This window comes from Micromonospora sp. WMMD1219 (assembly GCF_049315215.1).
Taxonomy (GTDB): Bacteria; Actinomycetota; Actinomycetes; order Mycobacteriales; family Micromonosporaceae; genus Micromonospora; species Micromonospora tulbaghiae.
Map to the genome: position 1 here is coordinate 1083074 of NZ_CP186057.1, position 22635 is coordinate 1105708.

The 22635-nt window shown below is 71.4% G+C and carries 21 protein-coding genes and 1 pseudogene; 12 read left to right on the forward strand and 10 right to left on the reverse strand.

What is annotated here, in order from left to right; translation table 11 throughout:
• Window positions 1–208: 208 nt before the first annotated feature.
• Together ACN27C_RS05115 and ACN27C_RS05120 are read left to right on the forward strand one after the other, a co-directional pair.
• Window positions 209–775, forward strand: a complete 567-nt coding sequence (locus tag ACN27C_RS05115; RefSeq protein WP_260040842.1) for a hypothetical protein — start codon at window positions 209–211, stop codon at window positions 773–775.
• A 2-nt stretch (window positions 776–777) separates the two neighbouring features.
• Window positions 778–1209, forward strand: a pseudogene (locus tag ACN27C_RS05120) (nucleotidyl transferase AbiEii/AbiGii toxin family protein); the annotation flags it as partial.
• A 258-nt stretch (window positions 1210–1467) separates the two neighbouring features.
• Here the strand turns inward: ACN27C_RS05120 and ACN27C_RS05125 are convergent.
• A complete protein-coding gene (locus ACN27C_RS05125; RefSeq protein ID WP_091113578.1) occupies window positions 1468–2658 on the reverse strand; it encodes an IS110 family transposase in 1191 nt (396 codons plus the stop codon).
• A 547-nt stretch (window positions 2659–3205) separates the two neighbouring features.
• Here ACN27C_RS05125 and ACN27C_RS05130 point away from each other — a divergent pair.
• Entirely contained in the window at window positions 3206–3766 is a 561-nt protein-coding gene (locus ACN27C_RS05130) for a hypothetical protein (protein WP_181726474.1), read from the forward strand.
• 88 nt (window positions 3767–3854) lie between these two features.
• Here ACN27C_RS05130 and ACN27C_RS05135 read toward each other — a convergent pair whose 3' ends face one another.
• The 4 genes from ACN27C_RS05135 to ACN27C_RS05150 form a co-directional block, all read right to left on the reverse strand.
• Complete coding sequence (locus ACN27C_RS05135) at window positions 3855–4700, reverse strand: hypothetical protein (protein ID WP_047891451.1); 846 nt, start codon at window positions 4698–4700, stop codon at window positions 3855–3857.
• Window positions 4697–5278 (reverse strand): RNA polymerase sigma factor, encoded by a 582-nt coding sequence (locus ACN27C_RS05140; protein ID WP_128136120.1) that lies wholly within the window; start codon window positions 5276–5278, stop codon window positions 4697–4699. Before ACN27C_RS05140 ends, ACN27C_RS05135 begins: the two co-directional genes overlap by 4 nt.
• 129 nt (window positions 5279–5407) lie before the next feature.
• Window positions 5408–6559 carry a hypothetical protein gene (locus ACN27C_RS05145; RefSeq protein WP_128136119.1) on the reverse strand — a complete coding sequence of 384 codons (1152 nt, stop codon included), beginning with the start codon at window positions 6557–6559 and terminating at the stop codon, window positions 5408–5410.
• A 6-nt stretch (window positions 6560–6565) separates the two neighbouring features.
• Window positions 6566–6877: a hypothetical protein gene (locus tag ACN27C_RS05150; RefSeq protein WP_334459781.1), complete on the reverse strand. Its 312-nt coding sequence runs from the start codon at window positions 6875–6877 to the stop codon at window positions 6566–6568.
• A gap of 61 nt (window positions 6878–6938) precedes the next feature.
• Here ACN27C_RS05150 and ACN27C_RS05155 point away from each other — a divergent pair, with 61 nt between their 5' ends.
• The 3 genes from ACN27C_RS05155 (at window position 6939) to ACN27C_RS05165 (ending at window position 10598) form a co-directional block, all read left to right on the forward strand.
• A complete protein-coding gene (locus tag ACN27C_RS05155) occupies window positions 6939–9287 on the forward strand; it encodes a DEAD/DEAH box helicase (protein WP_128136117.1) in 2349 nt (782 codons plus the stop codon).
• A gap of 94 nt (window positions 9288–9381) precedes the next feature.
• Complete coding sequence (locus ACN27C_RS05160; RefSeq protein ID WP_091044878.1) at window positions 9382–9948, forward strand: hypothetical protein; 567 nt, start codon at window positions 9382–9384, stop codon at window positions 9946–9948.
• Window positions 9949–9950: 2 nt separating this feature from the next.
• Window positions 9951–10598, forward strand: a complete 648-nt coding sequence (locus tag ACN27C_RS05165; RefSeq protein ID WP_047891456.1) for a nucleotidyl transferase AbiEii/AbiGii toxin family protein — start codon at window positions 9951–9953, stop codon at window positions 10596–10598.
• A 348-nt stretch (window positions 10599–10946) separates the two neighbouring features.
• Here ACN27C_RS05165 and ACN27C_RS05170 read toward each other — a convergent pair whose 3' ends face one another.
• Window positions 10947–13370 carry an FtsX-like permease family protein gene (locus ACN27C_RS05170; protein WP_422750585.1) on the reverse strand — a complete coding sequence of 808 codons (2424 nt, stop codon included), beginning with the start codon at window positions 13368–13370 and terminating at the stop codon, window positions 10947–10949.
• Entirely contained in the window at window positions 13364–14137 is a 774-nt protein-coding gene (locus ACN27C_RS05175; protein WP_422750586.1) for an ABC transporter ATP-binding protein, read from the reverse strand. The genes ACN27C_RS05170 and ACN27C_RS05175 overlap by 7 nt, the downstream gene beginning before the upstream one ends.
• Before the next feature lie 169 nt (window positions 14138–14306).
• Here ACN27C_RS05175 and ACN27C_RS05180 point away from each other — a divergent pair, with 169 nt between their 5' ends.
• From ACN27C_RS05180 to ACN27C_RS05190, 3 genes are all read left to right on the forward strand, one after another.
• The gene (locus tag ACN27C_RS05180) at window positions 14307–15464 is read left to right on the forward strand and encodes a sensor histidine kinase (protein WP_422750587.1); all 1158 of its coding nucleotides are present in this window, start codon (window positions 14307–14309) and stop codon (window positions 15462–15464) included.
• Window positions 15461–16129 carry a response regulator gene (locus tag ACN27C_RS05185; protein WP_422750588.1) on the forward strand — a complete coding sequence of 223 codons (669 nt, stop codon included), beginning with the start codon at window positions 15461–15463 and terminating at the stop codon, window positions 16127–16129. Before ACN27C_RS05180 ends, ACN27C_RS05185 begins: the two co-directional genes overlap by 4 nt.
• A gap of 62 nt (window positions 16130–16191) precedes the next feature.
• Window positions 16192–17028 carry an LLM class flavin-dependent oxidoreductase gene (locus tag ACN27C_RS05190; protein WP_422750589.1) on the forward strand — a complete coding sequence of 279 codons (837 nt, stop codon included), beginning with the start codon at window positions 16192–16194 and terminating at the stop codon, window positions 17026–17028.
• Window positions 17029–17249: 221 nt separating this feature from the next.
• Here the strand turns inward: ACN27C_RS05190 and ACN27C_RS05195 are convergent, their stop codons facing one another.
• Both ACN27C_RS05195 and ACN27C_RS05200 read right to left on the reverse strand, forming a co-directional pair.
• Window positions 17250–18302: a sporulation protein gene (locus tag ACN27C_RS05195; RefSeq protein WP_422750590.1), complete on the reverse strand. Its 1053-nt coding sequence runs from the start codon at window positions 18300–18302 to the stop codon at window positions 17250–17252.
• A 160-nt stretch (window positions 18303–18462) separates the two neighbouring features.
• Complete coding sequence (locus ACN27C_RS05200; RefSeq protein WP_358171224.1) at window positions 18463–19086, reverse strand: TetR/AcrR family transcriptional regulator; 624 nt, start codon at window positions 19084–19086, stop codon at window positions 18463–18465.
• Window positions 19087–19202: 116 nt separating this feature from the next.
• Between ACN27C_RS05200 and ACN27C_RS05205 the strand changes: the two genes are divergently transcribed.
• The 3 genes from ACN27C_RS05205 to ACN27C_RS05215 all read left to right on the forward strand — a co-directional run bounded on the left by ACN27C_RS05205 (window position 19203) and on the right by ACN27C_RS05215 (window position 21041).
• Window positions 19203–19889 carry an SDR family NAD(P)-dependent oxidoreductase gene (locus tag ACN27C_RS05205; RefSeq protein ID WP_422750591.1) on the forward strand — a complete coding sequence of 229 codons (687 nt, stop codon included), beginning with the start codon at window positions 19203–19205 and terminating at the stop codon, window positions 19887–19889.
• A gap of 66 nt (window positions 19890–19955) precedes the next feature.
• Entirely contained in the window at window positions 19956–20354 is a 399-nt protein-coding gene (locus ACN27C_RS05210; protein WP_120571914.1) for an ester cyclase, read from the forward strand.
• A 12-nt stretch (window positions 20355–20366) separates the two neighbouring features.
• The gene (locus ACN27C_RS05215; RefSeq protein WP_422750592.1) at window positions 20367–21041 is read left to right on the forward strand and encodes an NADPH-dependent F420 reductase; all 675 of its coding nucleotides are present in this window, start codon (window positions 20367–20369) and stop codon (window positions 21039–21041) included.
• A gap of 54 nt (window positions 21042–21095) precedes the next feature.
• On the opposite strand, the gene ACN27C_RS05220 is transcribed toward ACN27C_RS05215, so the two are convergent.
• Entirely contained in the window at window positions 21096–22481 is a 1386-nt protein-coding gene (locus ACN27C_RS05220; protein ID WP_422750593.1) for a glycoside hydrolase family 6 protein, read from the reverse strand.
• Between the last annotated feature and the right edge of the window lie 154 nt (window positions 22482–22635).

Here is a 22635-nt window from a genome sequence, read left to right on the forward strand (position 1 = left end):
CGGCAACCCCGTGCTATACGTACACGCAAATCCACTCTCTGTGACCGATCAGGCCAACCGACGGATCCGGCAGCTCGGTGGCTCGCCTCCACCGGCCCCGACCCCGGTCCGCTCTTGGCGCCTGCCCGCCTCACCCCCGCCAGGCACTTCAGATGAGTACACGCCGGAAAGCCAAGCATGCTTGGCCTAGCGTAGTAGGCTTGGGGCCATGAGCCGGTTTGCTGAGGATGACCTGCGGGCGGTTGTCTCCCGGTACGAGGCCACGCGGGCGCAGGCGTTGACCGAGCGGGACGAACAGCTGCGGGCGTTTCACGCGGCCGGCTGGCGGCCGGTGGATCTGCAGCGGGTCACCGGATACAGCCGGGAGACGATCCGCCAGGCCCTGCGACCGGAAGTCCGGCGGGCGACGAACCTCAGCCGGCGCCGCACATCCCCCCAACCGCCGGCGGACTACCGGCCCTACGGCGACCGCAAGCCCTACGTCGTCGCCGAAACCCTCGCCGAACTGCATGGCCCGACCGGCGGCACGGTGACGCTTCCGCATCATCTCGACTGGTCCGGGCACGCCGAATACGACCTGAACCGGACCGCACGCCTGGCCAGCATGTACAAGGTGGTGCTCGCCGAGGCCAGTACCGTCGAGGATCTGCACACCTGGCTCGACGGCGACCTCCTCCGACGGCTCTGGCCCACCCTCTGGCTGCCACCCCAGCTCCGCCAACGCTGGGAGGACGCCCTCCCCGAACTCGCCGCCACCCGCAGCGACGCGGCATAGCAGTGGACCCCTTCCACGAACGCCTCGCCCGCACCGGGCTCGGCGGGGCCGATCGATACGGCTTCGCGCTGGCCGGCGGTTACGCGGTCCAGGCCGCCGGGCTCGTCGAGCGGCCCAGCAAGGACGTCGACCTGTTCACCGCCTGGGACCGCCGCGACGAATTCACCGCCGCAGTCGCCGCAGTCGTGCACGCCTACCGCGACGACGGCCTGACCGTCGACACCGAGCGCCAGTACGACACCTTCGCCCGACTGGCCGTCACCGACGGCGTGCGAGCTTCCAAGGTCGAACTCGGCGTGGACTGGCGCGCCAACGAACCGATCCTCATGGCGGTTGGACCCGTCCTCCACCCCGACGACGCGGTCGCAAACAGGATGAGGGCCCTCTACGGGCGGGCGTTCGCCCGGGACTTCATCCGCCTCGACAACAGACTGACCCGCTCACAAGTCGCTCCTTAGCCCTTCAGGGCCGCCGAAGACCGAGAGGCGTGGTGTGCTGATCTTCGGCAAGCGATCGCAGCGAGCCCGCGAAGCGACCGGCACGCAACAGGGACGATAGGAAAGCCACAGGTCGTCGGCCTGCGGATACAGGCGGAGCGTCGGGTTAGGAGTCTCCATGTGACTCCGGTTGATCTTGGCGGGCAGGGTGGATCGGCCGGCGCGTGGGCTCGCGCCGGCGGGGAGCCGATTGGTTCAGGCTGCCGCGCGGATCACCGGTGCCGGTCGAGTGAATGTCTTGCGGTCGCGGATGAGTGCCCAGAGGACGTCGACGCGTCGCCGGGCGAGGGCGAGTATGGCTTGGCGGTGGTTCTTTCCTTCGGCGCGTTTCTTCTCGTAGTAGGCGCGGGAGGTGGGGCATTCTCGGGCGGCGGTGAACGCGGCCATCCACAGGATGTGTCGCAGTCTTCGGTGGTAGCGGCGGGGCTGACGGTGATTGCCGGAGACCGTTCCGGAGTCGCGGGAGACGGGTGCCAGGCCGGCGTGGGCGGCGAGTTTGGTGGGGCTGTCGTATTCGGTCATGCCGGCGGTGTGGACGAGTAGTTCGGCGGTCAGTAGTGGGCCCATGCCGGGCAGGCTCCCGATGATCGGCGCGAGGGGGTGCTGGTCGAGCTGTTCGGCGATGAGGTCGTCGACGGCGGCGATGCGTTGGTCGATGGCGAGGATCTCGGTGGCCATCTGCCCCACCACCACGGCCGCGGCACGTTGGCCGGGGAGCGTGACGGTCTGCTGGCGGGCGGCGGCCACCATCGCCTCGGCGACCTGGACGGCGTTTTTCACGTGACCGCGTCGGAGTAGGGCGGTGATCCGGTCGACGCCGGCGTGCCGGATTGCGGCCGGGGTCTGCCAACAGGCGAGGACCATCATCGGGGCCTTCCGGTTCAGGTCCACAGCGCGTTCCAGGGCGGGGCTGATGCCGGTGAGGAGTTCCTGCAGCCGGAACAGGGTGGCGACGCGCTGGCCGACGAGGTCGGCGCGGTAGCCGGTGAGCACGCTGAGTTCGGCCAGGAGCCGGTCGGAGGGTTCCAGGATCGGAATGTCGGGGCGCAGGCGGATGGTCTGGGCGATGACGACCGCGTCGCGGGCGTCGGTCTTGTTCTCCCCGGCGAACGCGGCGGCCATGTGGAACGCGACGGTGCCGGAGACGTAACGAACCTGCACCTGCCGCCGCCACAGCAGGGTCAGCAGCAGCGCCGACAGGCCGGTCGTGACGTCGACCGCCCAGCAGACCCCACGGCCGTGCGTTGACACCTCGGCCATCACTGTCAGGAGCGCGGTCTCGTCGTTGGCTACTCGACGGGAGTAGACGAGCCGGCCGTCACCGTCGACAGCGGCGACGTGGTGGTGGGTCTTGCCGATGTCCACGCCGATCCACAGCTTCGCCACCGTCGTGCTCTCCTTCGTCGGTCGGCTTTTTCTCGAATGCGCCTCGTCTGGGGTTCGGGTTTGCCGGCATCTTCTAACGATGCGAACGCAGGTCGCGGATCTCCATCAGCGGTCTACCGAATCTCACAGACGACGAAGCGGCGGGTGGCATCTCCTACCGTGAGCCAAGCGATCTCGACGAAACACACGCAGCCATACCCACCGCTCTCGGGCATCTCCGGGTCTACGGCCGCCAGGGCCGCGCCCGTTCAACCCGGCCCGCCCGCGGAGCGAGAAGTGGGTGGCACCTCGAGGCTCAGCCACGATCACGGCGGAACACACTTCAGCCCTCCCCACCCTCGGACCCCGCGGGCGCGGCAACCCTGAGCCTGCCGCCGTCTCCGGCCGGCACCCCGGACACGATGTGCGGGACCTGCGAGCATCAGCGCTCCACCGAGCGCGGGGCAGGCGTTGGGCATCGTGGCCCACGACGGCTGGTCGCCGGCCGCCGCTCCGCGACCGGCCCGATTGCCACGCCAACCGTCGCCGCAGCGGCTTGAATGGTGGTGTGCAGGTCAGCAAGGACGGGCGGGGCTGGTGCGTCGGCACTGCCGCCGACGTGGGCTGGATCGCCGGGCACACCACTGCCGGCGTCTCGATCACCACCGCCATCCCGCCGATCTTCGACGCCTACGCCACCACGTACCAGACCGACGACGTCACCGCCACCGCCTACGAGCACGCCCTGATCGAGGACCTCACCACGCATACCCCCGACCAGCCGTGGTGGCTCGCCTACCTCGACACCGGCGCCCACGACGTCGTCTTCCCCCACGCCCCGAGGGTGTGCCTCTACTGGAACTGGCCGTACGTGCTGGTCCAGGCCGGCCCCGAACAGGCCCTCACCTGGCGGACCGGTGGTCATATCCGCCGCCCGCACGGCGCGCTGCCGGACATGTTCTTCCCCGCCGACCTGTCATGGCTGGTCTCCGCTCTCTGGGACGACACCTGGACCTGCGTCGGCGGCCCGGCACCACTGATCCACACCCTGGAACATGACCCGGTGGCCAGTGCCCGCCAGGTCCGACCTGGCGAGGACGCGCTGCCACCGGGGCTGACCCGCGAGTGACGACCCACGCCCCACGCCCCGGGCAGCGGGCAGCGGGCAGCGGGCAGCGGGCAGCGGGCAGCGGGCAGCGGGCAGCCTCCGATCATGGCTAACGCCCCCACGTCTCGGCGGGACGGCAGTCGCTGGTCGGTTTGCCGTAGATCCGCTTCCCGTCCGGGTCCGCGTAGCAGTGCTCGAGTTGGTCTTCGGCCTGGAACAGCGGACGCCTGTCGATCTCCGTCCCGCGGGCGTCGTAGCTGACCAGTTCAGGGTCGTTGCCGGCCTTGAGTCGGGCGTCGTTGGTCATCAGGCCGAACGCGCCTTCGGACAGTCGTGCTGTGGTGGTGTGGCCGTCGCCGTGGTCGAGCACGAGCCGGTGGACGCGGCTGCTGACCCGGCCGCTGACGCTGACGTCCCCGCCGTCGTGCTCGGTGGAGGTCAGCAGCAGCCGCTGCACCGGCCCGGGCAGCAGGTCACCGTGCGGCCACGGCTCAGTGGCGCCCCCGCCGGACTCGCGGGGAGTCCCCGCCCCGTCCACGTCGCAGGTGGCGTAGCCGACGTCGTTCATGAACAACACCAGCGCACGGTCACCTCGCTCCGTGGCCACCGCCAGGTCAGCCAGGGCCACCGGAACGGGTCGCTCCCCTGGTGCCTGGCGGGTCTGTCGTTGCGGGGAGTTCCACTGCAGGCACCGCTGCGCCGCGTCCCGCAGCGTCGGCGACAGCTCACCGGCCCCCATGGCCAGCACCTGTACGGTCGATCGCTCCGATCGGTCCCACCCCGCCACCGCGGCCCCGGATGCCGCGGCCAGCAGCGCCATCCCGGCCACGGCGATCCGCAGTCGCGGCGTACGCGCCGGACGCGGCCTCACGAAGCCGAGGATCCGGGCCCGCATCGCGTGTGCCGCATCCGGCGGCAGGTCCCGCTCCGCCGGCAGGTCGAGAATGTCGTTCACTGTTCCCCCTCCTGGATCTCCTGCGGCATCAGACGGGCCAGGCGGCTGCGCGCACGACTCACCCTCGACCGCACCGCCACCTCGCTGATGCCCAACACGGCTGCCGCGTCCGGGTACGACACGCCGGACCACAGGCACAACGCCACCGCCTCCCGCTCGGCAGGCGGCAATCCGCGGACCACCGAGAGGACCTCGGTCATCCGCCTTTCGTCGTCGAGCCGAGCGGAAACCTCGTCTGCGAGGTCACCATCGGCGTACCGCTCACCCGGTAGACGCCGTAGCAGCGCCAGCCACCGGCGCGCGGACCGCCACTCCGAGCGGACCGCGTTGGTGGCGACGACCAGCAGCCACGGCAGCGCCGAACCGTCCACCAGGCGGGCGTCGTGCCGGCGGCGCCACGCGACGAGGAACGTCGCCTGAGTGACGTCCTCAGCCGTCGACCACGACCCGGTCAGCCGGAACGCGTGGTTGTAGACCGGGCGGGAGTACCGGTCGAAGAGCCGACCGAACGCCGCCTCGTCACCGGCGGCGATCGAGGACCATAGGTCCTCGTCCGACGGCCGTACCTGATGCCTCACACCACACTATGGCCGCCCACGCCGGCCCTGTTGCAGGCCGACGGTCAACGTCCGAGGTCGTGGCGCCGGCGCGAGAGCTGCAGCGCGTGAAGGCGATGGTGGCCAGTCCACCGGGCGGCGGACCAGGCGTCAGGTGTCGAGGCCTGCGAGGTTGAGGCGTTCGAGCAGGCTGGGCTTGCGGGCGTGCGCCACCCGCAGCTCGGCCAGCCGGTGCTGGAACGACGAACTGTCCTCGTCGCGTTCGCCGAGGTCGCGCAGGTCGACGAGGAGTTGAACAGCGGTGTCGTACTCGCGGGCCTTCTTCGTGGCGATGAGTTCGTCGACTCGCTGCCAGGCGGCGGGTTGGTCGACTGCGAGGGTGTCGAGGTGCCGTTGCCGGGCGGCTGCTGCGGACCGTTCGCGGCGGATCCGGTCGCGTTCCCGCTGCTCGGCGTCCCGTCGTTCCCGCACGGCGCGCAGCTCCGCGGCGGTGGCGAGCAGTTGACCGGCAGTACGGGTGGCCGTCGGGGTGGACGCGTCGATGGGATGCGCGTCGCCGTAGCTGCGCAGTAGTCGGTTTCGTAGATGGCTGTCGCCGCCGGTGATCAGCTCGGCCAGGATGGCGTCCTTGTCCTGGGCGGGCAGCCCGACGACCCAGGTGCGTAGTTGCGCGGCGGTCGGTTCACCGCAGGCGTCCGGCGGCGATCCGGCCGCTGCGGCCGCGATCAGGTCGGGGTCGATGCGCAGGAACTCGGCGACGGCGGTGAGGGGCGCGTCGAGGGTGTCCAGCCCGGCGGGGACGGGCGGTTCGGGCTCGTCGTCGGTGATCTCCTCGGACTGTACGCAGCGCAGCCAGGCGAGGTAGAGCAGGCGCAGGTCGCCGGCGGCGAGGCTGGCCCGGACCGGGATGATCGAGGTGAGCAGGCCGTGGCCGTCGAGGTCCCACTCGTCCGCGCCGTCCTCGTCCTCGTCGTGGAGGTCGATGATGACATGCTTGCCGGCAGTCCACGCGGATGCGCTGTCGCCCTGGCAGTACCGGGCGACGGTGGCGGGGTCGAGCACTTGTTTCGGTAGCCGGAGCATGAGCTGGCGGGTGCCCCAGTTCGCCAGGTACAGGTGCGCGTCGAAGTACCGTTCCATCAGCTTGCGAGGGTCGCCCTTGAAGTCGCCCCACTCGTAGGTGTTGACGAAGCTGGTGGCAGTGATGTCGGCCCGTGTCGACAGCGACCGCAACTCGGCCCGCTCCCGGCCGGTGAGGGGACGGTCGACGGCGGTGAACTCGTAGTACTGGTACTCGCTCACCGTGGCCTACCTCCCGGCCCAGTGCCGGTAGGCATCGATCCACGCGGCACCGTCCGGCATAGGGGTGAGTAGCGGAAGGTCGAGAAGACCGACACGTTGCCGGTGGCGGCCTCGGGCGCAGACCGCGACGATGCTGTCCGCGGCCAGCTCGATCTTGCCTATGGTGACCTCGACGCCGAGGACGGTGGTGGTGAACGGCACCGCCAGATGCTCCTCGATCATGGCGAACAGGCCGGCACGCTCGTCCTCGTGACCGTCCGTGTCGACGGTGGCTTCCTCGATCATCGCCTCCAACGCGGCGGTCCCCTTCGATGCCATCGGCGGAGGATAGCGGACCGGTGTCGAGGTGTTCGGAGCCTGATACGCGAGGATGGTCGGCATGGGTTCGGTGGCCGAGTCCGTCGATCTTCGGCGGGAGGTGGAGCGGTTACGGGCGGAGAACGCCCGGCTGGCGCGTCTGCTGGAGCTGCGCGGCCAGGACACGACTGCGGCGCCGGAGCAGTTGTCCGCTCCGGTTGAGCCGCCAGGGCTGGTCACCATGGCTTCGCCGACTCGGGACAAGCTGGCGCTGTTCGCCGACCGGTTCCGGGCCCGGGCCGACGTGTACGCCGTGCGGTGGGACAACGCCCGTACCGGCGCTGCCGGGTGGATGCCCGCGGTCGCGGGCGGTTGGCGTAAGGGTATGGACCGGCGGGGTGCCACCTACCTGCCCCGCACGACGGAGGTCGTCGCGGCGCATCTGGTCGGCGACGTGTTCATGGGCCTGTACCCGCTGATGCCCGGCAACACCTGCCACTTCGTCGTGGCCGACTTCGACGGGCCGACGGCGATGCTCGACGCCCTCGCGTACGTGAAGGCGGCACGGGCCAGCGCGGTGCCCGCCGCGTTGGAGATCTCCCAGTCGGGCCGCGGCGCCCACGTGTGGGTCTTCTTCACCGGCGCTGTTCCCGCGGCCACCGCGCGGTCCCTCGGCACCGTCCTTCTCCGTGAGGCGATGGTGCTGCGCGGGTCGATGGACCTCCGCTCGTACGACCGGCTGTTCCCCAACCAGGACGTGCTGCCCGAGGGTGGCTTCGGCAACCTCATCGCCGCGCCGCTTCAGGGTCGCCGCCGCAAGGACGGACTGACCACCTTCCTCGACCTCGGCACCCTCGAGCCGTACGCCGACCAGTGGGCGTTCCTGTCGACGCTGGATCGGCTCAGCCCTGGCGACGCCGAACACGTCGCCCGGCAGGCCAAGCACGCCCTCACCGGCGCGGACGTCGCGACGATGAGCCGGTCCACCGCGACCCAGGTCCACCCTCCGCTCCCTGCGGTGGTCCACGCGGAGGCCGGTGCCGGGCTGAGCATCGACGCCAGGCAGCTCACGCCCGCCGCGCTGGCGACGTTCAAGCACGCCGCCGCCATGACCAACCCGAAGTTCTACGAGCTGCAGCGGCTACGTAAGTCCACCTGGGACACCCCACGCTTCATCCAGGGCTACGACCTCACCCTCGATGACCGCCTGGTCCTCCCCAGGGGCCTGCGGCACACCATCGCCACGATCGTCGAGCGCGCCGGGTCACGGCTGGCCGTCACGGACGTACGAAACTCCGGGACCGAGATCGACGCCGCGTTCACCGCCGAACTCACCAGCAGGCAAGCCAACGCGGTCGGCGCTCTGCTCGCCCACGACGACGGGATCCTGGTCGCTCCACCCGGCTCCGGCAAGACCGTCATGGCCTGCGCCGTGATCGCCGAACGCAGCACCTCCACCCTGGTTCTCGTCGACCGCAAAGCCCTAGCCGACCAGTGGCGCACCCGCGTCGAGCAGTTCCTCAGCATCAAGCCCGGTCAACTCGGTGGCGGCCGACGCAAGCTCACCGGCACCGTGGACATCGCGCTGCTGCCCTCCCTCGCCCGGCGCGACGACGTCGCCACCCTGACCCAGGGGTACGGGCACGTCATCGTCGACGAATGCCACCACCTCGGCGCCGCAGCCTACGAGCACTCGGTCAAACGAGTCGCTGCGCAGTTCTGGCTCGGCCTCACCGCCACCCCCACCCGACGCGACGGCCTCGGCCAACTCGTCACCTGGCAACTCGGACCCGTCCGCCACACCCTGACCGACGAGGAACAAGGCACCCTCGCGGCCGCGATGCACACCGACGCCGGACCCCGTCGAGCGCTGTTCATCCACGAGACCACATTCCAACCCGGCGACGTCGACCTGGACGCGCCCGGCGCGCTCGCCGAGGTGCACCGAAGGCTGGCCCTCGACGAGCCCCGCAACACCCAGATCGCCGACGATGTCGCCGCGGCCCTGACCCGCGGTCGCAACTGTCTCGTGCTGACCCGCCGGGTCGCCCAGGTCGAGGCACTCACCGCCCTACTCGCCGCACGCGGACATCAGGCGCTTGTGCTCCAAGGCGCGATGAGCACCCGCGAACGGCGGGCCATCGTTGACCGGCTCGACGGCGCCAAGGCCGGCGACGGCCTCCTTGTCGTCGGCACCACACCGTTCATCGGTGAAGGCTTCGACGCCCCCGCCCTCGACACCCTCTTCCTCGCCGGCCCGATCTCCTACGACGGCCTACTCGTCCAATGCGCCGGCCGCGTTATCCGCGCCGCGCCCGGCAAGGACCTCGCCGAGGTCCACGACTACCACGACCCGGCCACACCAATCCTCGCCGCCTCACTCCCACGCCGCATGCCCGGATACCGGGCCCTCGGCTTCACCAGAACATGAGCGCATCAATCGCGATCATCATGACTGGTCCGCCGGCTACAGAGCTACGACGTAAGCCAAGCGCGCTGGGCCTAGCCTGGTAGGCTTACGGGCCATGGGCCGGTTCTCCGAGGATGAGCTGCAGGCGGTCGTCTCCCGGTATGAGGCGACGCGGGCCGCCGCGCTGACCGAGCGGGACGAGCAGCTGCGGGCGTTCCACGCCGCCGGCTGGCGGCCGGTGGATCTGCAACGGGTCACCGGGTACAGCCGGGAGACGATCCGCCAGGCGCTACGACCGGAAGTCCGGCGGGCGACCAATCTCAGCCGACGCAGGACGTCACCCCAGCCGCCGGCGGACTACCGGCCCTACGGCGACCGGAAGCCCTACGTGGTAGCCGCGACTCTCGCCGATCTGCATGGCCCGACCGCGGGCACGGTGACGCTTCCGCGTCATCTCGACTGGTCCGGGCACGCCGAGTACGACCTCAACCGGCCCGCACGCCTGGCCAGCATGTACAAGGTGGTCCTCACCGAAGCCAGTACCGTCGAGGATCTGAACACCTGGCTCGACGCCGACCTCCTCCGGCAGCTCTGGCCCACCCTCTGGCTGCCGCCCCAGCTTCGCCAGCGCTGGGAGGACGCCTTCCCCGAACTCGCCGCGACCCGCAGCAACGCGGCATAGCGGTGGACCCGTTCCACGAACGCCTCGCCCGTACCGGGCTCGCGGCTGCCAATCGATACGGCTTCGCACTGGCCGGCGGTTACGCGGTGCAGGCGGCCGGGCTGCTGGAGCGGCCCAGTGAGGACGTCGACCTGTTCACCGCTTGGGACCGCCGCGACGAGTTCACCGCCGCGGTCACCGCCGTCGTGCACGCCTACCGGAACGACGGCCTCACCGTCGAGACCGAGCGGCAATACGACACGTTCGCCCGGCTGGCCGTCACCGACGGCACCCGGGTTTCCAAGGTCGAACTCGGCGTGGACTGGCGCGCCAACGAACCAATCCTCATGGCGATCGGACCCGTCCTCCACCCTGACGACGCGGTAGCGAACAAGATGAGCGCCCTCTACGGGCGAGCGTTCGCCCGGGACTTCATCGACATCGACGCCACCCTGCGGTCAGGCCGCTACACCCGCGAAGCCCTCCTCACCCTCGCGCAGCGCGCCGACCGCGGCTTCGACCCGCGCATCTTCGCCGACGCCCTCGGACAAGCCGCCCAGCTCGACTCCGACGACTTCACCCAGTACGGCATCACCGGCCCAGCGCTGGACGATCTCCGTAGCCGATTCGCGGAGTGGCGCCGCGACCTGCTCGACGGCGAGGAAGGGTGACTCGGTCCCGACTCCCGGCAGCGTAAGCCTGCACACGCAGGGCCCAGAACGTCCAGCTGGTCTTCGGCAAGCGATCGCAGCGAGCCCGCGAAGCGACCGGCACGCCACGAGGGACAGCAGGAGAAAGCAGGTCGTCGGCCTGTGGACACCGGCAGACCGTCGTCTTAGGAAACCGATGCTCTATCCCCTGAGCTACGAGGGCGCGAGCGCCCAGTCTAGCGACCTGGGGGTTCACCCGAGGTGGCAGGGAGCGGCCGACGTTCACCCACGTCCCCGAACCAGCGTTGTCCCAGCCCAGGACCAACCCGGAGCACACGAACCTCGGTCCTGGGAGACGGTGGTGCGGGTTCACCCCAACCCGACAGACCGCGCGGCAGAACGGCTCAGTGACCGCCAGGTCGGCAGTGCGCTCGCCAGCACCGCCAGGAGCAGGCAGAGCCCCACCACCCCGCCGACCACCGACCACGGCACCACCAGGTCGACCGGTACACCGGCCTGCTCGGCGAGGCCGGCGCGGATGCTCAGCAGACCGACGAAGGCGACAGCCCCGCCGAGCAGTGCGCCGATCAGCACCACCAGGGCGGACTCGGCCGTGACCAGCCAGACGACCTGCCTTCGGGTGGCACCGGCCAACCGGATCAGCCGCAGGTCGGCCACCCGGCCGGCGGCGGCCATCAGCAACGTGTTCGCCACCGCGACAGCCCCGTAGCCGGCCGAGACACCGATCAGTAGCAGCGTGAAGAGCCAGACGAGGCGATCCTCGGCGCGGTCCGCCTCGGCCGCCCACCCGGCCACGTCGACGATCCGCCCGCCGAGCGGGGGGTCGATCCGGTCCTGGACGTACACCGCGGAGGTGAGCGCCGAGGGGTCGTGCGCCCGCACCACGGATCGGGGCAGGAGCAGGTCGCCGGGGATCGAGTCGTCGGTGACGACCGCGACGACGCGCAGGGACACCACCTCCCCGTCGGCGAAGACCAGCGCGTACGGCTCGGTCGGCCGCCGGTTCGCCGAGGCGGGAAGGACCACCGTGTCGTCGCCGCTCAGGTCGTCCAGTGAGCCGGCGACGACGGTGAGCGCCCGGTTCGCGGCGGCGAAGCCCGCCGGGTCCACGCCGAGCGCGGTCAGTGGCCGGTTCTCCGGCGACGACTCCGGGTAGTTCTCGAAGACCGTCGTCGGGAGGAGGGCCGTGCCCCCTGTCGCCGCGACGGCCTGGTCCGACAGGCCCGGTGCGCGGTCGGGCACGACGATCCAGCCGGCGTTGACGTTGTCGGCCCGGCCCGCCGCGTAGGCAGCCGTGGTGGTGCGCACCATTCCGGCGACCAGCACCGCGAACGCCACAGTGAGCAGCACCGGGGCGGCGATCGAAGCCGTCCGCCGGGTCGCGGTCGACGCTCCGGCCCGGACCAGCATCCCGATCGCGCCACCCGGTCGACGCACCGGCCACCGCAGCATCCGCACCAGCGGGCCGACGGCAGCAGGGGCCAGCACTGTGGCACCGGCCACCAGCGCCATCACCGCGCACAGGGCGTACTGCGCCGCGACGCGGGCCTCGTCGGCGGTCGCCGTCCCGACGCTGAGCGCGACCCCCACCGCGACGAGCAGTGCACCGGTGGCGATGCGCAGCCGTCCGATCGGTCGCTGCTCGACCGCCGCTTCGCGTAACGCCTCCAACGGTCGGATCCGTGCCGCCCGGCGCGAGGCCGACCAGACGGCCAGCAGCGAGATCACCGGGCCGGCGACGAGCGAGAGCGCGACCGGCCAGTGTTCGTACCCGACCCGGAAGGTCGACGGTTCGAATCCGGCGTCGACGAGAAGCCGGCCCAGCAGCGGCGCGAGCCCTCCGCCCACCAGGAGGCCGGCGATCCCGCCCGCGGTGCCGACGACGAGCGCCTCGCCGTACACCATGCGGCGGACCTGGCGGCCGGTGGCGCCGACGGCGCGCAGCAGGCCCAGCTCACGGCGGCGCTGCGCGACGGTGAACGCGAAGGTGGAGGCCACGACGAACACCGTGACGAAGCCGGCGAGGGCCGCCGTGGCGGTGAGCACCTGCATGCCGATCCAGCGGGTGCGGGCGTCGTTGCGAGGCTCCAGCGCGCCACGCGCGTCGCCGGTCAGAACCGATCCGTCCGCGCCGACGATTCCGCGAGCCGCCGTGGCGACCCGCTCGAGGTCGGCGCCCGTCGCGAGCAGCAGCCCGATGGCCCGGACGCCGGGCGCGAGCGTGGCGGCCACGTCGTCGGCGACATGGACGCCGGGCCCGTCGACCAGACCGGTGACGGTGTACGGCTGCGGGCCGGCCGCCGTCAGCAGGGTCACCGGCACGCCGGGGCGCAGCCCGAGTGCACGGTCCACGACCACCTCGCCGGGCCTGCGGGGCGGCTCGCCGTCGGTGAGGCGCAGCCCACCGAGCCGGGCGCTGGACCAGCCGTGTCCCTGGTGGGCGTCCTCCCGCCGGCCGTCGGTGCCCGCGGGGCGGCCGTCGACGAGCGGCTGCGCGTAGAAGGTCCGGTCCGGCACGGCCGCCGCGACCCCGGGCAGGGCGGCCAGGCGGCGGACGAGCTCCGCCGTCGTGGTCGCGGACCAGGGCCGCGTCGGCACGAACGAGTCGGCCGAAGCGCCCGCTTCGGGGCTCTGCACCACGACCGCCGCCCGCGCGAGCCGATCCGGCACCTGGGGGCGCCCGGAGGCGAGAAGCAGCGTGGCCGCCGCTACCAGCGTGACCCCGACGGCCACGGCCACGAACGCGCTCAGCGACCGCCGGATGCTCAGCACGACGGCCCCGCAGGCGTCGCCGCGTGCGGGGACGGGACGGCCGCACGCTCGGCGATCCGGGCGGCGACCACCGCCGCGGTGATCCCGCCGTCGAACTCGTCGACGACGCGGCCGTCGGCGAGCAGCAGGACCCGATCGGCGTACGCGGCGGCGGCGGGATCGTGGGTCACCATCACGACGGTCTGCCCGTGGTCGTCGACGAGTGCGCGCAGCAGTCGGAGCACCTGCCGGGAGGCCGCGCTGTCCAGCGCGCCGGTCGGCTCGTCGGCGAAGACCACCGCCGGGCGGGTGATCAACGCTCGGGCGACGGCGACACGCTGCTGCTCGCCACCGGACAGCTCACTCGGCCGGTGCCCGGCCCGGTCGGCCAACCCCACCGCGTCGAGCGCGGCGGCGACGTCCCGGGCCGGCGGGCGGCGGCCGGCCAGCCGCAGCGGCAACTCGACGTTCTGCGCCGCGGTCAGCGTGGACACCAGGTTGAACGCCTGGAACACGAACCCGATCCGATCCCGACGCAGCCGGGTCAGTTCGTCCTCACCCAGGCCGTCGAGGCGGGTGCCGTCGATCGTGACGGTCCCCTCGGTCGGGCGGTCCAGTCCCGCCGCGCAGTGCAGCAGGGTGGACTTGCCCGAGCCCGAAGGGCCCATCACCGCAGTGAACGTGCCGCTCGCGAAGCCGGTCGTCACGCCGTCGAGCGCCGTCACCCGCCGGGTTCCGGTGCCGTACACCGCGCGCAGCCCCGTCAGGGTCACCGTGTGTGTGGTCATGACCGCCACGGTGCCCGGCGTGGTGGGTGCCGCGCGTCGTGCCGGCGTGGACACTTTCCGGCCCTTCCCCGGTCGGAGGCGAAGGCCCGCGATCGCCGGTACGTCGTCCTCCGGGATGACGACCCGCGGGTGGACGCGTCCGGCCCGGCCAGCCGATACCGTCGTGCAGGTGACCGCTCCCCTGCTGACCCGGCGACTGCGGCCGGTGGAGCTGTACATCGTGGACGCCGCGCTCGCCGTGGCGGTCGGCGGGCTGCTCGGCCCGTATGCGGCGCTGGAGTCGCCGCTGCACGGTGGCGTACGCGAGCCGCTCTGGGTGTCGGTGCTGGTCGGGTTCGCCCTCGGGCTGCCGCTGGCCGTCCGGCGCCGGTGGCCGATCACCGTCGCCGCCGTGATCAGCTCCGTCGCCACAGTCGCCCTGATCACCGGCGTGATCCCCAACTACGCCGCCGCCGCGCCGGGACTCGCCGTCGGTCTGTCCTTCTACACGGTGGCCGTGTCGACGACCACCCGCCGGTCGCTGCCCAGTGCCGCCGGTTGTCTCGCTCTGGTGAGCGTCGCGCTGGCGCTGACCGGGGGTGACCTGTGGTCGCGGACGGGTGCCGTCGTCTACGGCGCCGTCATGATCGCGCCCGCCTGGGCGATCGGCTGGCTGGTCCGCGAGCGACGCGCCCTCGCCGCCCGGCAGGGCGAGCACCTGGTCCGTCAAGCCGCCGCCGAGGAGCGGTTGCGGGTGACGCGGGAGCTGCACGACGTGGTCGCCCACACCCTGAGCCTCATCGTGGTGAAGGCGGCTGTCGCCAACCACGTCGCCGAGACCGACCCCCGCGAGGCGGGGGCGGCGCTGCGGGTGATCGAGGAGACCGGCCGCAACGCGCTGACCGACGTACGCCGGGTGCTCGGCGCACTGCGCGAGGACGCCCCGTACGCCCCGGCGCCCGGGCTCGACGAACTGCCCGCGCTCGCCCGGCAGGCGGCGATCGGCGGGGTCGACGTGCGGCTCGACGTACGGCGGGAGGAACCGTCCGGCGCGGTGCCGGAGTCGGTGGGACTGACGGTCTACCGGATCGTGCAGGAGGCGGTGACCAACGTGGTGAAACACGCGGGGCCGGCCGCGTGCCGGGCGACGGTGACCGTCACGCCTTGCGAGGTCAGGGTCGAAGTGACCGACGACGGCCGCCGGCCGGTCCTGAGCAACGGGACGGGGCACGGGCTGATCGGCATGCGGGAACGGGTGACGTTGCACGGGGGCGAGTTCCACGCCGGGCCGCGCTCCGGCGGCGGCTACGCCGTGACGGCCACTCTGCCCTACCGGGGGGCCGCGTGATCCGGGTGCTGATCGCCGACGACCAGGCGCTGCTGCGTGGCAGCTTCCGGCTGCTGGTCGATTCGACCCCGGACTTCACCACTGTCGGTGAGGCGGGCACCGGCGTGGAGGCTGTGGCGCTGACCGCCGAGCACCGGCCGGACGTGGTGCTGATGGACGTGCGGATGCCGGAGATGGACGGCATCGAGGCGACCCGGCGGATCTGCGGCGACTCCGCCACCGCCGGCACCCGGGTCGTCATCCTGACCACGTTCGACCTGGACGAGTACGTCTACGGGGCGCTGCGCGCCGGAGCCAGCGGGTTCCTGCTCAAGGACACCCCGCCGGCGGACCTGCTGGCCGGCATCCGGGTGGTGGCCGCGGGCGAAGGACTGCTCGCGCCGACCGTGACCCGCCGGCTGATCGACGAGTTCGCACGTCGGCCCGAGCCGGCCCGGCCGCTGCCGCGACGGCTGGACGGGGTGACCGAGCGGGAACGGGAAGTGCTCACGCTGATCGGCCGGGGTCTGTCCAACGCGGAGTTGGCCGGGCACCTCGGTCTCAGCCTGGCCACCGTGAAGACGCACGTCGGGCGGCTGCTGACCAAGCTGGCGGTACGTGACCGGGCTCAACTGGTCATCGTCGCCTACGAAACCGGCCTGGTCGGGCCGGGCGGGCCACGCTGAGCGGGTCGCCCTCCCGGGCAGAGCATCGGTGGTGGGCCACTCCGCGGCTAGGCTTGGCTGTCATGACGACTCTCGGTGTGGTGTTCCGGCCCCAGAATCCACCCGAACGCCTCCGCTCGGTCGCACGCGCCGCCGACGAAGCCGGCCTCGACCAGTTGTGGCTCTGGGAGGACTGTTTCCTCGAAAGCGGCATCGCCACCGCCGCCGCGGCCCTGGCCTGGACCGACCGGCTGGCGGTGGGCGTCGGGCTGATGCCGGTGCCGTTCCGCAACGTCGCGGCACTCGCCATGGAGGCCGCCACGCTGCACCGGCTCTTCCCCGACCGGGTGCTGCTCACCGTGGGCCACGGCGTCCAGGACTGGATGGAGCAGGTCGGCGCGCGGGTGGGTTCGCCGCTGACGCTGCTGCGCGAGCACGTCGAGGCGTTGAAGGCGCTGCTGGCCGGCGAGACGGTCACGACGTCGGGTCGCTACGTCAAGCTCGACAAGGTCAAGCTGGACTACCCGCCGCTGGGCACGGCCCGGATCTACGCCGGCGCGACCGGGCCGAAGACGCGTGCTCTCGCCTGCGAGGTCGCCGACGGGATCCTGCTGACCGCCGGCACGCCTCCGCAGGAGGTGGCCGCCGTCAGGTCGACGGCCAAGGCCGTCACCGTGTACGTCCATGCGGCGACCGGCCCCGACGCCGAGGCACGCATGGCACGCGAGCTGGAGTCCTGGGACGAGTCGGACGGCTGGGACGCCACAGCGGCCGGCGACGCAGCCGCCGTTGCCGCTGTCGTGAACCGTTACCGGGACGCCGGAGCCGACGCCGTGATCCTGCAGCCCACCGCTGACGAACCCGACCTCGAGGGCTTCGTCCGGTTCACCGCACAGCAGGTCGGTCCACTGGTGCGGTAGCCGGCCGGATCGGGTGTGTTGTAGGGCTCGCCGGCGGTGGTGCTACTTGGCGCCGGTCAGGGCGACCAGGGCGTTGGCGGTCCGGAAGTACGGATTACGGCCCAGGTCGCCGACGGTGGTGATGTCGAACGCGCGATCGGTGGAAACCGATCGTCTACGGACAAAACGGCCGAATTAGATCATGGAGCGTGCGGCCAAGTCCACTATGGATGGAAGCTGGCTCACGCCTCCTCGTCGCCGCCCTCGTCGTCGCCGAAGGAGTCGAAGGCCTCGTCGGCGACCATGCCGCCGGCGAAGCCCAGGGCGGCGCCGCCCACCACGCCCGCGGCGACGGCACCCATGCCGGGACCGCCGTGGTGCTCCTGGTGGTGGTGCTCCTTGTGGTGACCGCCGGGGTGGCCGTACGGGGCGTGCCCGTAGCCGGGCGGCGGGGGCGGGTAGCCGGGCGCGCCGTAGCCCTGGGCGGGCGGGGCGTAGCCGTGGCCGACGTGCAGGCTCTGGTAGCCGTCGAGGGCCTGGCGGACCCAGGTGTCGACCTGCGCGGCCCAGTCCACGCGGTCGGCGTCGGCGTGCGCGGCGTGGTAGCGGCCGTACGAGTCGTGGCCGCCGGTGAAGAGGCCGCCGCGCTTGTCGAACTCCAGCACCACGTCGACGCCGTGCTCGTTCGCCACGAAGGTCAGCTCGACCTCGTTGACGTCGTGGGCGTACTGCGGGGCGGCGTAGAACTCGACCTCCTGGTAGAACGGCAGATTCTGGTGCAGCCCGGAGATGTGCCCGCGTTCCAGGTCGGCGCCCTTGAACCCGAAGCCGAGCCGGCCGAACGCCTCGAGGATGCGCTCCTGCACCGGCAGCGGGTGCACGTACACCGGATCCAGGTCGCCCTTGTCGATCGCGCCGCGGATCGCCACCTCGGTGCGCAGGCCCATCGTCATGCCGTGCAGGTGCTGCCCGTACAGGTCGGTCACCGGGGTCTCCCACGGCATCGCCACCTGGAACGGCAGCGACAACTGCTGACCCTCACGCAGGTGCAGACCACCCGCCACCTGGACGCGGTGGAACTCGACGAGGGCGTCGTACTCCTCCTCCGCGCCGTCGATCTCGACGCGGGTGACCAGCCCGACGGTGATGTGGTCGATCTCCACGTCATGGCTGCCGCCGGTCAGGTTCACCTGCCCGCTCAGCACGAGCCCCGGGCGGGTGCTCGGATTGGACAGGACCGTATCGACGCTCGGGCCGCCCACCCCGAACGCGCCCAGCATCTTCTTGAACACCACGAACCTCTCCCTCGACGACCGCCGACGCGCGACACCAGGATCGTGAGGAATTCACGTGAAACCCTTGTGCCGCAACGAGATCAACGGAGTCCATAATGGAAGCCGTCGAGCGGGGAAGCTACCAAAGCCACCTGAGAAGTAGCTGAGTGAACTCAGCGGGTTACTCTCCGGAACCGGGGTGGAGTGCTGCCACGGCCCGCATGGCGACGTCGACGGAGGCTTGGAGGTCCTCGCGGCTCGCGCCGGCCGCGGCGTGGACGGCGTGACCCTCGCTGAGCGCCATCACGAAACGCGCGAGCGCCCGGCTGTCCAGGCCGTCGGGGAGGTCCCCCTCCTTCGCCGCGCGGGCCAGCCGCTCTTCGAGCGCGGCCTCGGTGGCCGCCCGGCCGGCGGCGAGGATCTCGGAGATCCGGGCGTTCTCCGGGGAGCAGGCCAGGCCGCCCTGGATGGAGAGGCAGCCGGCGGGGTGGCCGCCCGCGGTCAGGTTGTCGGCGCTGGCGCGCAGGAAGGCTTCGATCGCGGCGTACGCCGTCGGCTGGTCGAGGGCAGCGCGGGCGTTCGCGAGGTTGGTCTCGTGGTAGCGGTCGAAGGCCCGCTTGAACAGCTCTTCCTTGCTGCCGAACGCGGCGTACAGGCTCGGGCGGTTGATGCCCATCGCCCTGGTGAGTGAGCTCAGCGACGCGCCCTCGTAGCCCTGCTGCCAGAAGACCTCGGCGGCGCGGTCGAGGACCGTCTGCTCGTCGAAGGCGCGCGGCCGTCCCGGGGTCGGAGTCTCAGTGCCCATGCCTCGACTATACCGCTCGGTACAGAAGTGACCCAAGCCACGAACCGATCGGTACAGAAAGCTGCTACGGTGATCACGAACCGATCAGTACAAAAACTGCGGCATGAGGGAAGAGCATGACCATCACGTTGATCACCGGCGCGAACAAGGGCATCGGTTTCGTGACCGCCAGAGAGCTTCTCGATCTGGGGCACGTCGTCTACGTCGGAGCGCGCGACCCCAGGCGAGGCGAGGAGGCCGCCTCGGCGCTGGGGGCACGCTTCGTGCCGCTCGACGTGACCGACGACGCCTCGGTGGCCAGGGCGCTGGCGACCATCGACGCCGACGAGGGGCGGCTGGACGTCCTCGTCCACAACGCGGGCATCGCCGAGAACGGCGTCGTCGACGGCCCGACCGCCCTGCGCGTCTTCGACACCAACGCGGTCGGCATCGTCCGGGTCACCGAGGCGGCGCTGCCCCTGCTGCGCCGGTCGTCCAATCCGACGGTGGTCACGGTGTCGAGCAGCGCCGGCTCCTTCTGGGCGGTCAACAACCCCGACCGGCCGGAGTACCACCTGACGTCGCCGCTCTACTCGGCGTCGAAGTCCGCCGCCACGATGATCACCGTCCAGTACGCCAAGTCCCAGCCGGGGATCAGGTTCAACGCGGTCGAGCCGGGCTACACCGCCACCGACCTGACCGCCGCGATCGGCGGCGGCAGGACCCCGGCGGAGAGCGCCCGGACCGTCGTACGCCTGGCGACGCTGCCCCCCGACGGCCCGACCGGAACCCTCCAGGACGACTCCGGGCTCCTGAGCTGGTAGCCGTCCGCCCCGACCGCGACCCCGGCCGGGGTCCGCACATGACCCGCACATCAGAGGGAAAGTGACATGACTCAGAACGATCTCCGCAACTGGTACCTGCGCTACGTCGCCGCGCTCAACGCCCACGAGTTCGACGGCATGGACGAGTTCATCAACGACACGGTGATGCTGAACGGCGAGCCGGGCACCCGGGACGACGTCATCGCGGTGCAGAAGCATGACGTGGACGCCGTTCCGGACCTCCGCTGGAAGGTCGAGGAGCTGCTGTTCGACCGCGACCGGATCGCCGTCCGGGCGATCAACTACGGCACGCCGGTGAAGGAGTGGCTGGGCGTACCGCCCTCCGGCGCCTCGTTCGAGATCGTCGAGTACGCCATCTACAAGGTCAGCGACGGTCGGTTCGTGCAGATGACCGCCCTGCACGACTCGGCCGAGATGCTCCGGCAGCTCACCGCCGCCCGCTGACGGACACCGACGATGACCACCATCGGCATCATCGGCGCGGGTGAGGTGGGCAGCCAGCTCGCCCGCGCGGCGGTAGCCGCCGGATACGCGGTCGTGATCGCCAACTCCCGGGGGCCGCACACGCTGACGGACCTCGTGGCCGAACTCGGGCCGTCGGCGCGGGCGGCGTACGCCGCGGAGGCGGCGGCAGCGGGCGACTTCGCGATCGTCGCCGTGCCGCTCAAGGTCGTGAACGACATGCCGGTCGAGGAGCTGGCCGGCAAGGTCGTGCTGGACACGAACAACTACATGGTCTGGCGCGACGGGAACATCCCGGTGCTCGACTCGGGTGAGAAGACGGTCCACGAGCTGCGCCAGGAACAGCTCCCCACGTCGAAGGTCGCCAAGGCGTTCACCCACATCCAGGCGCCGCGGCTGCTCACCTCGGCCCGGCCCGCCGGCGCACCGGACCGGCTGGCGCTGTCCGTCTCCAGCGACCACCCGGAGGCGGTCGAACTCGTGACGCGGCTCTACGACCGGTTCGGCTTCGACACCGTGGACAACAGTCCGCTGAGCGAGTCCTGGCGTACCGGCCCCGGCCAGCCCGCGTGGATCCGCCACGCGCACCAGAACCGCGAGGAGCTGGCGCTCAACCTGAGGCGTGCGCGGCGGTTCGTCACTCCGTCGCGGACATCAGCGGGGAAGTGACAGGACCCGGCGCGGAGAGCGATCCTCCGCGCCGGGCCCTGGCGTCGGGTCCGGTCAGGCGGCGCAGGTCGCGGTCGCGCCCTGGCCGGTGCCGGTGCCCTGGAAGCCGAAGTTGGTCGTCTGGCCGGCGCCGACCTGCCCGTTGTAGCCCACGTTCGTGAACCGGACGGTGCCGCTGGTGCCGCTGGCCTGGGCGTTCCAGGTGCCGGTGATCGCGGCGCCGCCCGGCAGCGCGACGGTCACGGTCCAGCCGTTGATGGCCGCGGAGCCCGCGGTGACGTTCACGCTCGCGGTGAAGCCGCCGTTCCACTGGTTGATCGCGACCGCCGCGGAGCAGCCGTTACCGCTCGGCGGCGGCGTGGTCGGGGGCGCCGTGGTGGGCGGGGCAGTCGTCGGCGGCGCGGTGGTCGGCGGCGCGGTCGTCGGCGGGTTGGTCGTCGGCGGCGCGGTGGTGGGCGGGTTCGGCGCGCCGTTGGCCAGGCTGAAGGCCAGGTCCGGCTGGAACGAACCGGCCGTGTAGCGGCAGCCGTCCGCCTCACCCGGCGGCTTCACCCAGAGGTACGCGTCGATGTTGGCGTCGCCGGTGTTCGTCGTCGGGTACTGCCCGATGCGCCGATCGGTGTTGTCGTCGGCGCACCAGTCCCCGGCGGCTCCCCCGTTGCGGCTGGTGTCGATGACCTGCCGCTTGCCGGAGATGCCCATGCCGTTGAGCGCGGAGATGACCGCGCGGCCGAAGTTCGCCTCGCTTGAGGTGGGGTTGAAGTTCGACACGTTGGTGAAGAAGCCGTCGGCGTACTGCACGCCGGCCGCCCGGAGCCGGTTGGCCGTGTCGTTGGCGCTGTTCCAGGTCGAGTGGCCGCCGTCGAGGTACACCTTGGCGTTCGGGTTCGCCGACTTGATGGTCTGGGTCGCCGTCGTGAGCGCCTGGTTGCGGGCGTTCAGCTCACCGGTGCTCAGGCAGGTCTGGAGCGCCAGCGAGTCGGTCTCCAGGATGATCAGGACGGTCTGGTTGCCGAGTCCCCGGGCGAAGTTGGACACCCAGGTCTGGTACTGGTTGAGGTCCGGCGCGCCACCGGCGCTGGCGCCGCCGCAGTCCCGATTGGTGATCTCGTACACCGACAGCACCGGGATCTGCTGCGCCGCGTTGGCGGCGCCGACGAAGCCGGAGACCTCGGACTGGATGGTCGACGGGTTGAAGTTGGCGTACCAGCGGGCCTGCGGCTGACTGGCGATCTTGTCGCGGATGACTGCGGCACGCGAGTCGCCGGGGTTGGCGGCGACCCAGCGGACGACCGCCGAGGACGGGTCGCGGTAGAGCGATCCGGACACGGTGCCGGCGGACGCGCCGCCGACGGCGAGACCGACGCCGGCCGCGGCGAGCCCCGCGACGGCGGCCACGCTGATGGCCGCTGAACTGCGGCGGGACGAGAGGATAGCCACGTCGTGTTTCCTCCTGATCACATAGACGTATCTAAGTTCATGGGAGCGTTCCCACGACGGTAACGGAGGCGGGCGTCGATGCCAAGATGTGAACGCCGGCCACTGCCCCGTAATCTGGGGTGATCACCGGGCGAAGGCCCGCCAGTCGACCGAC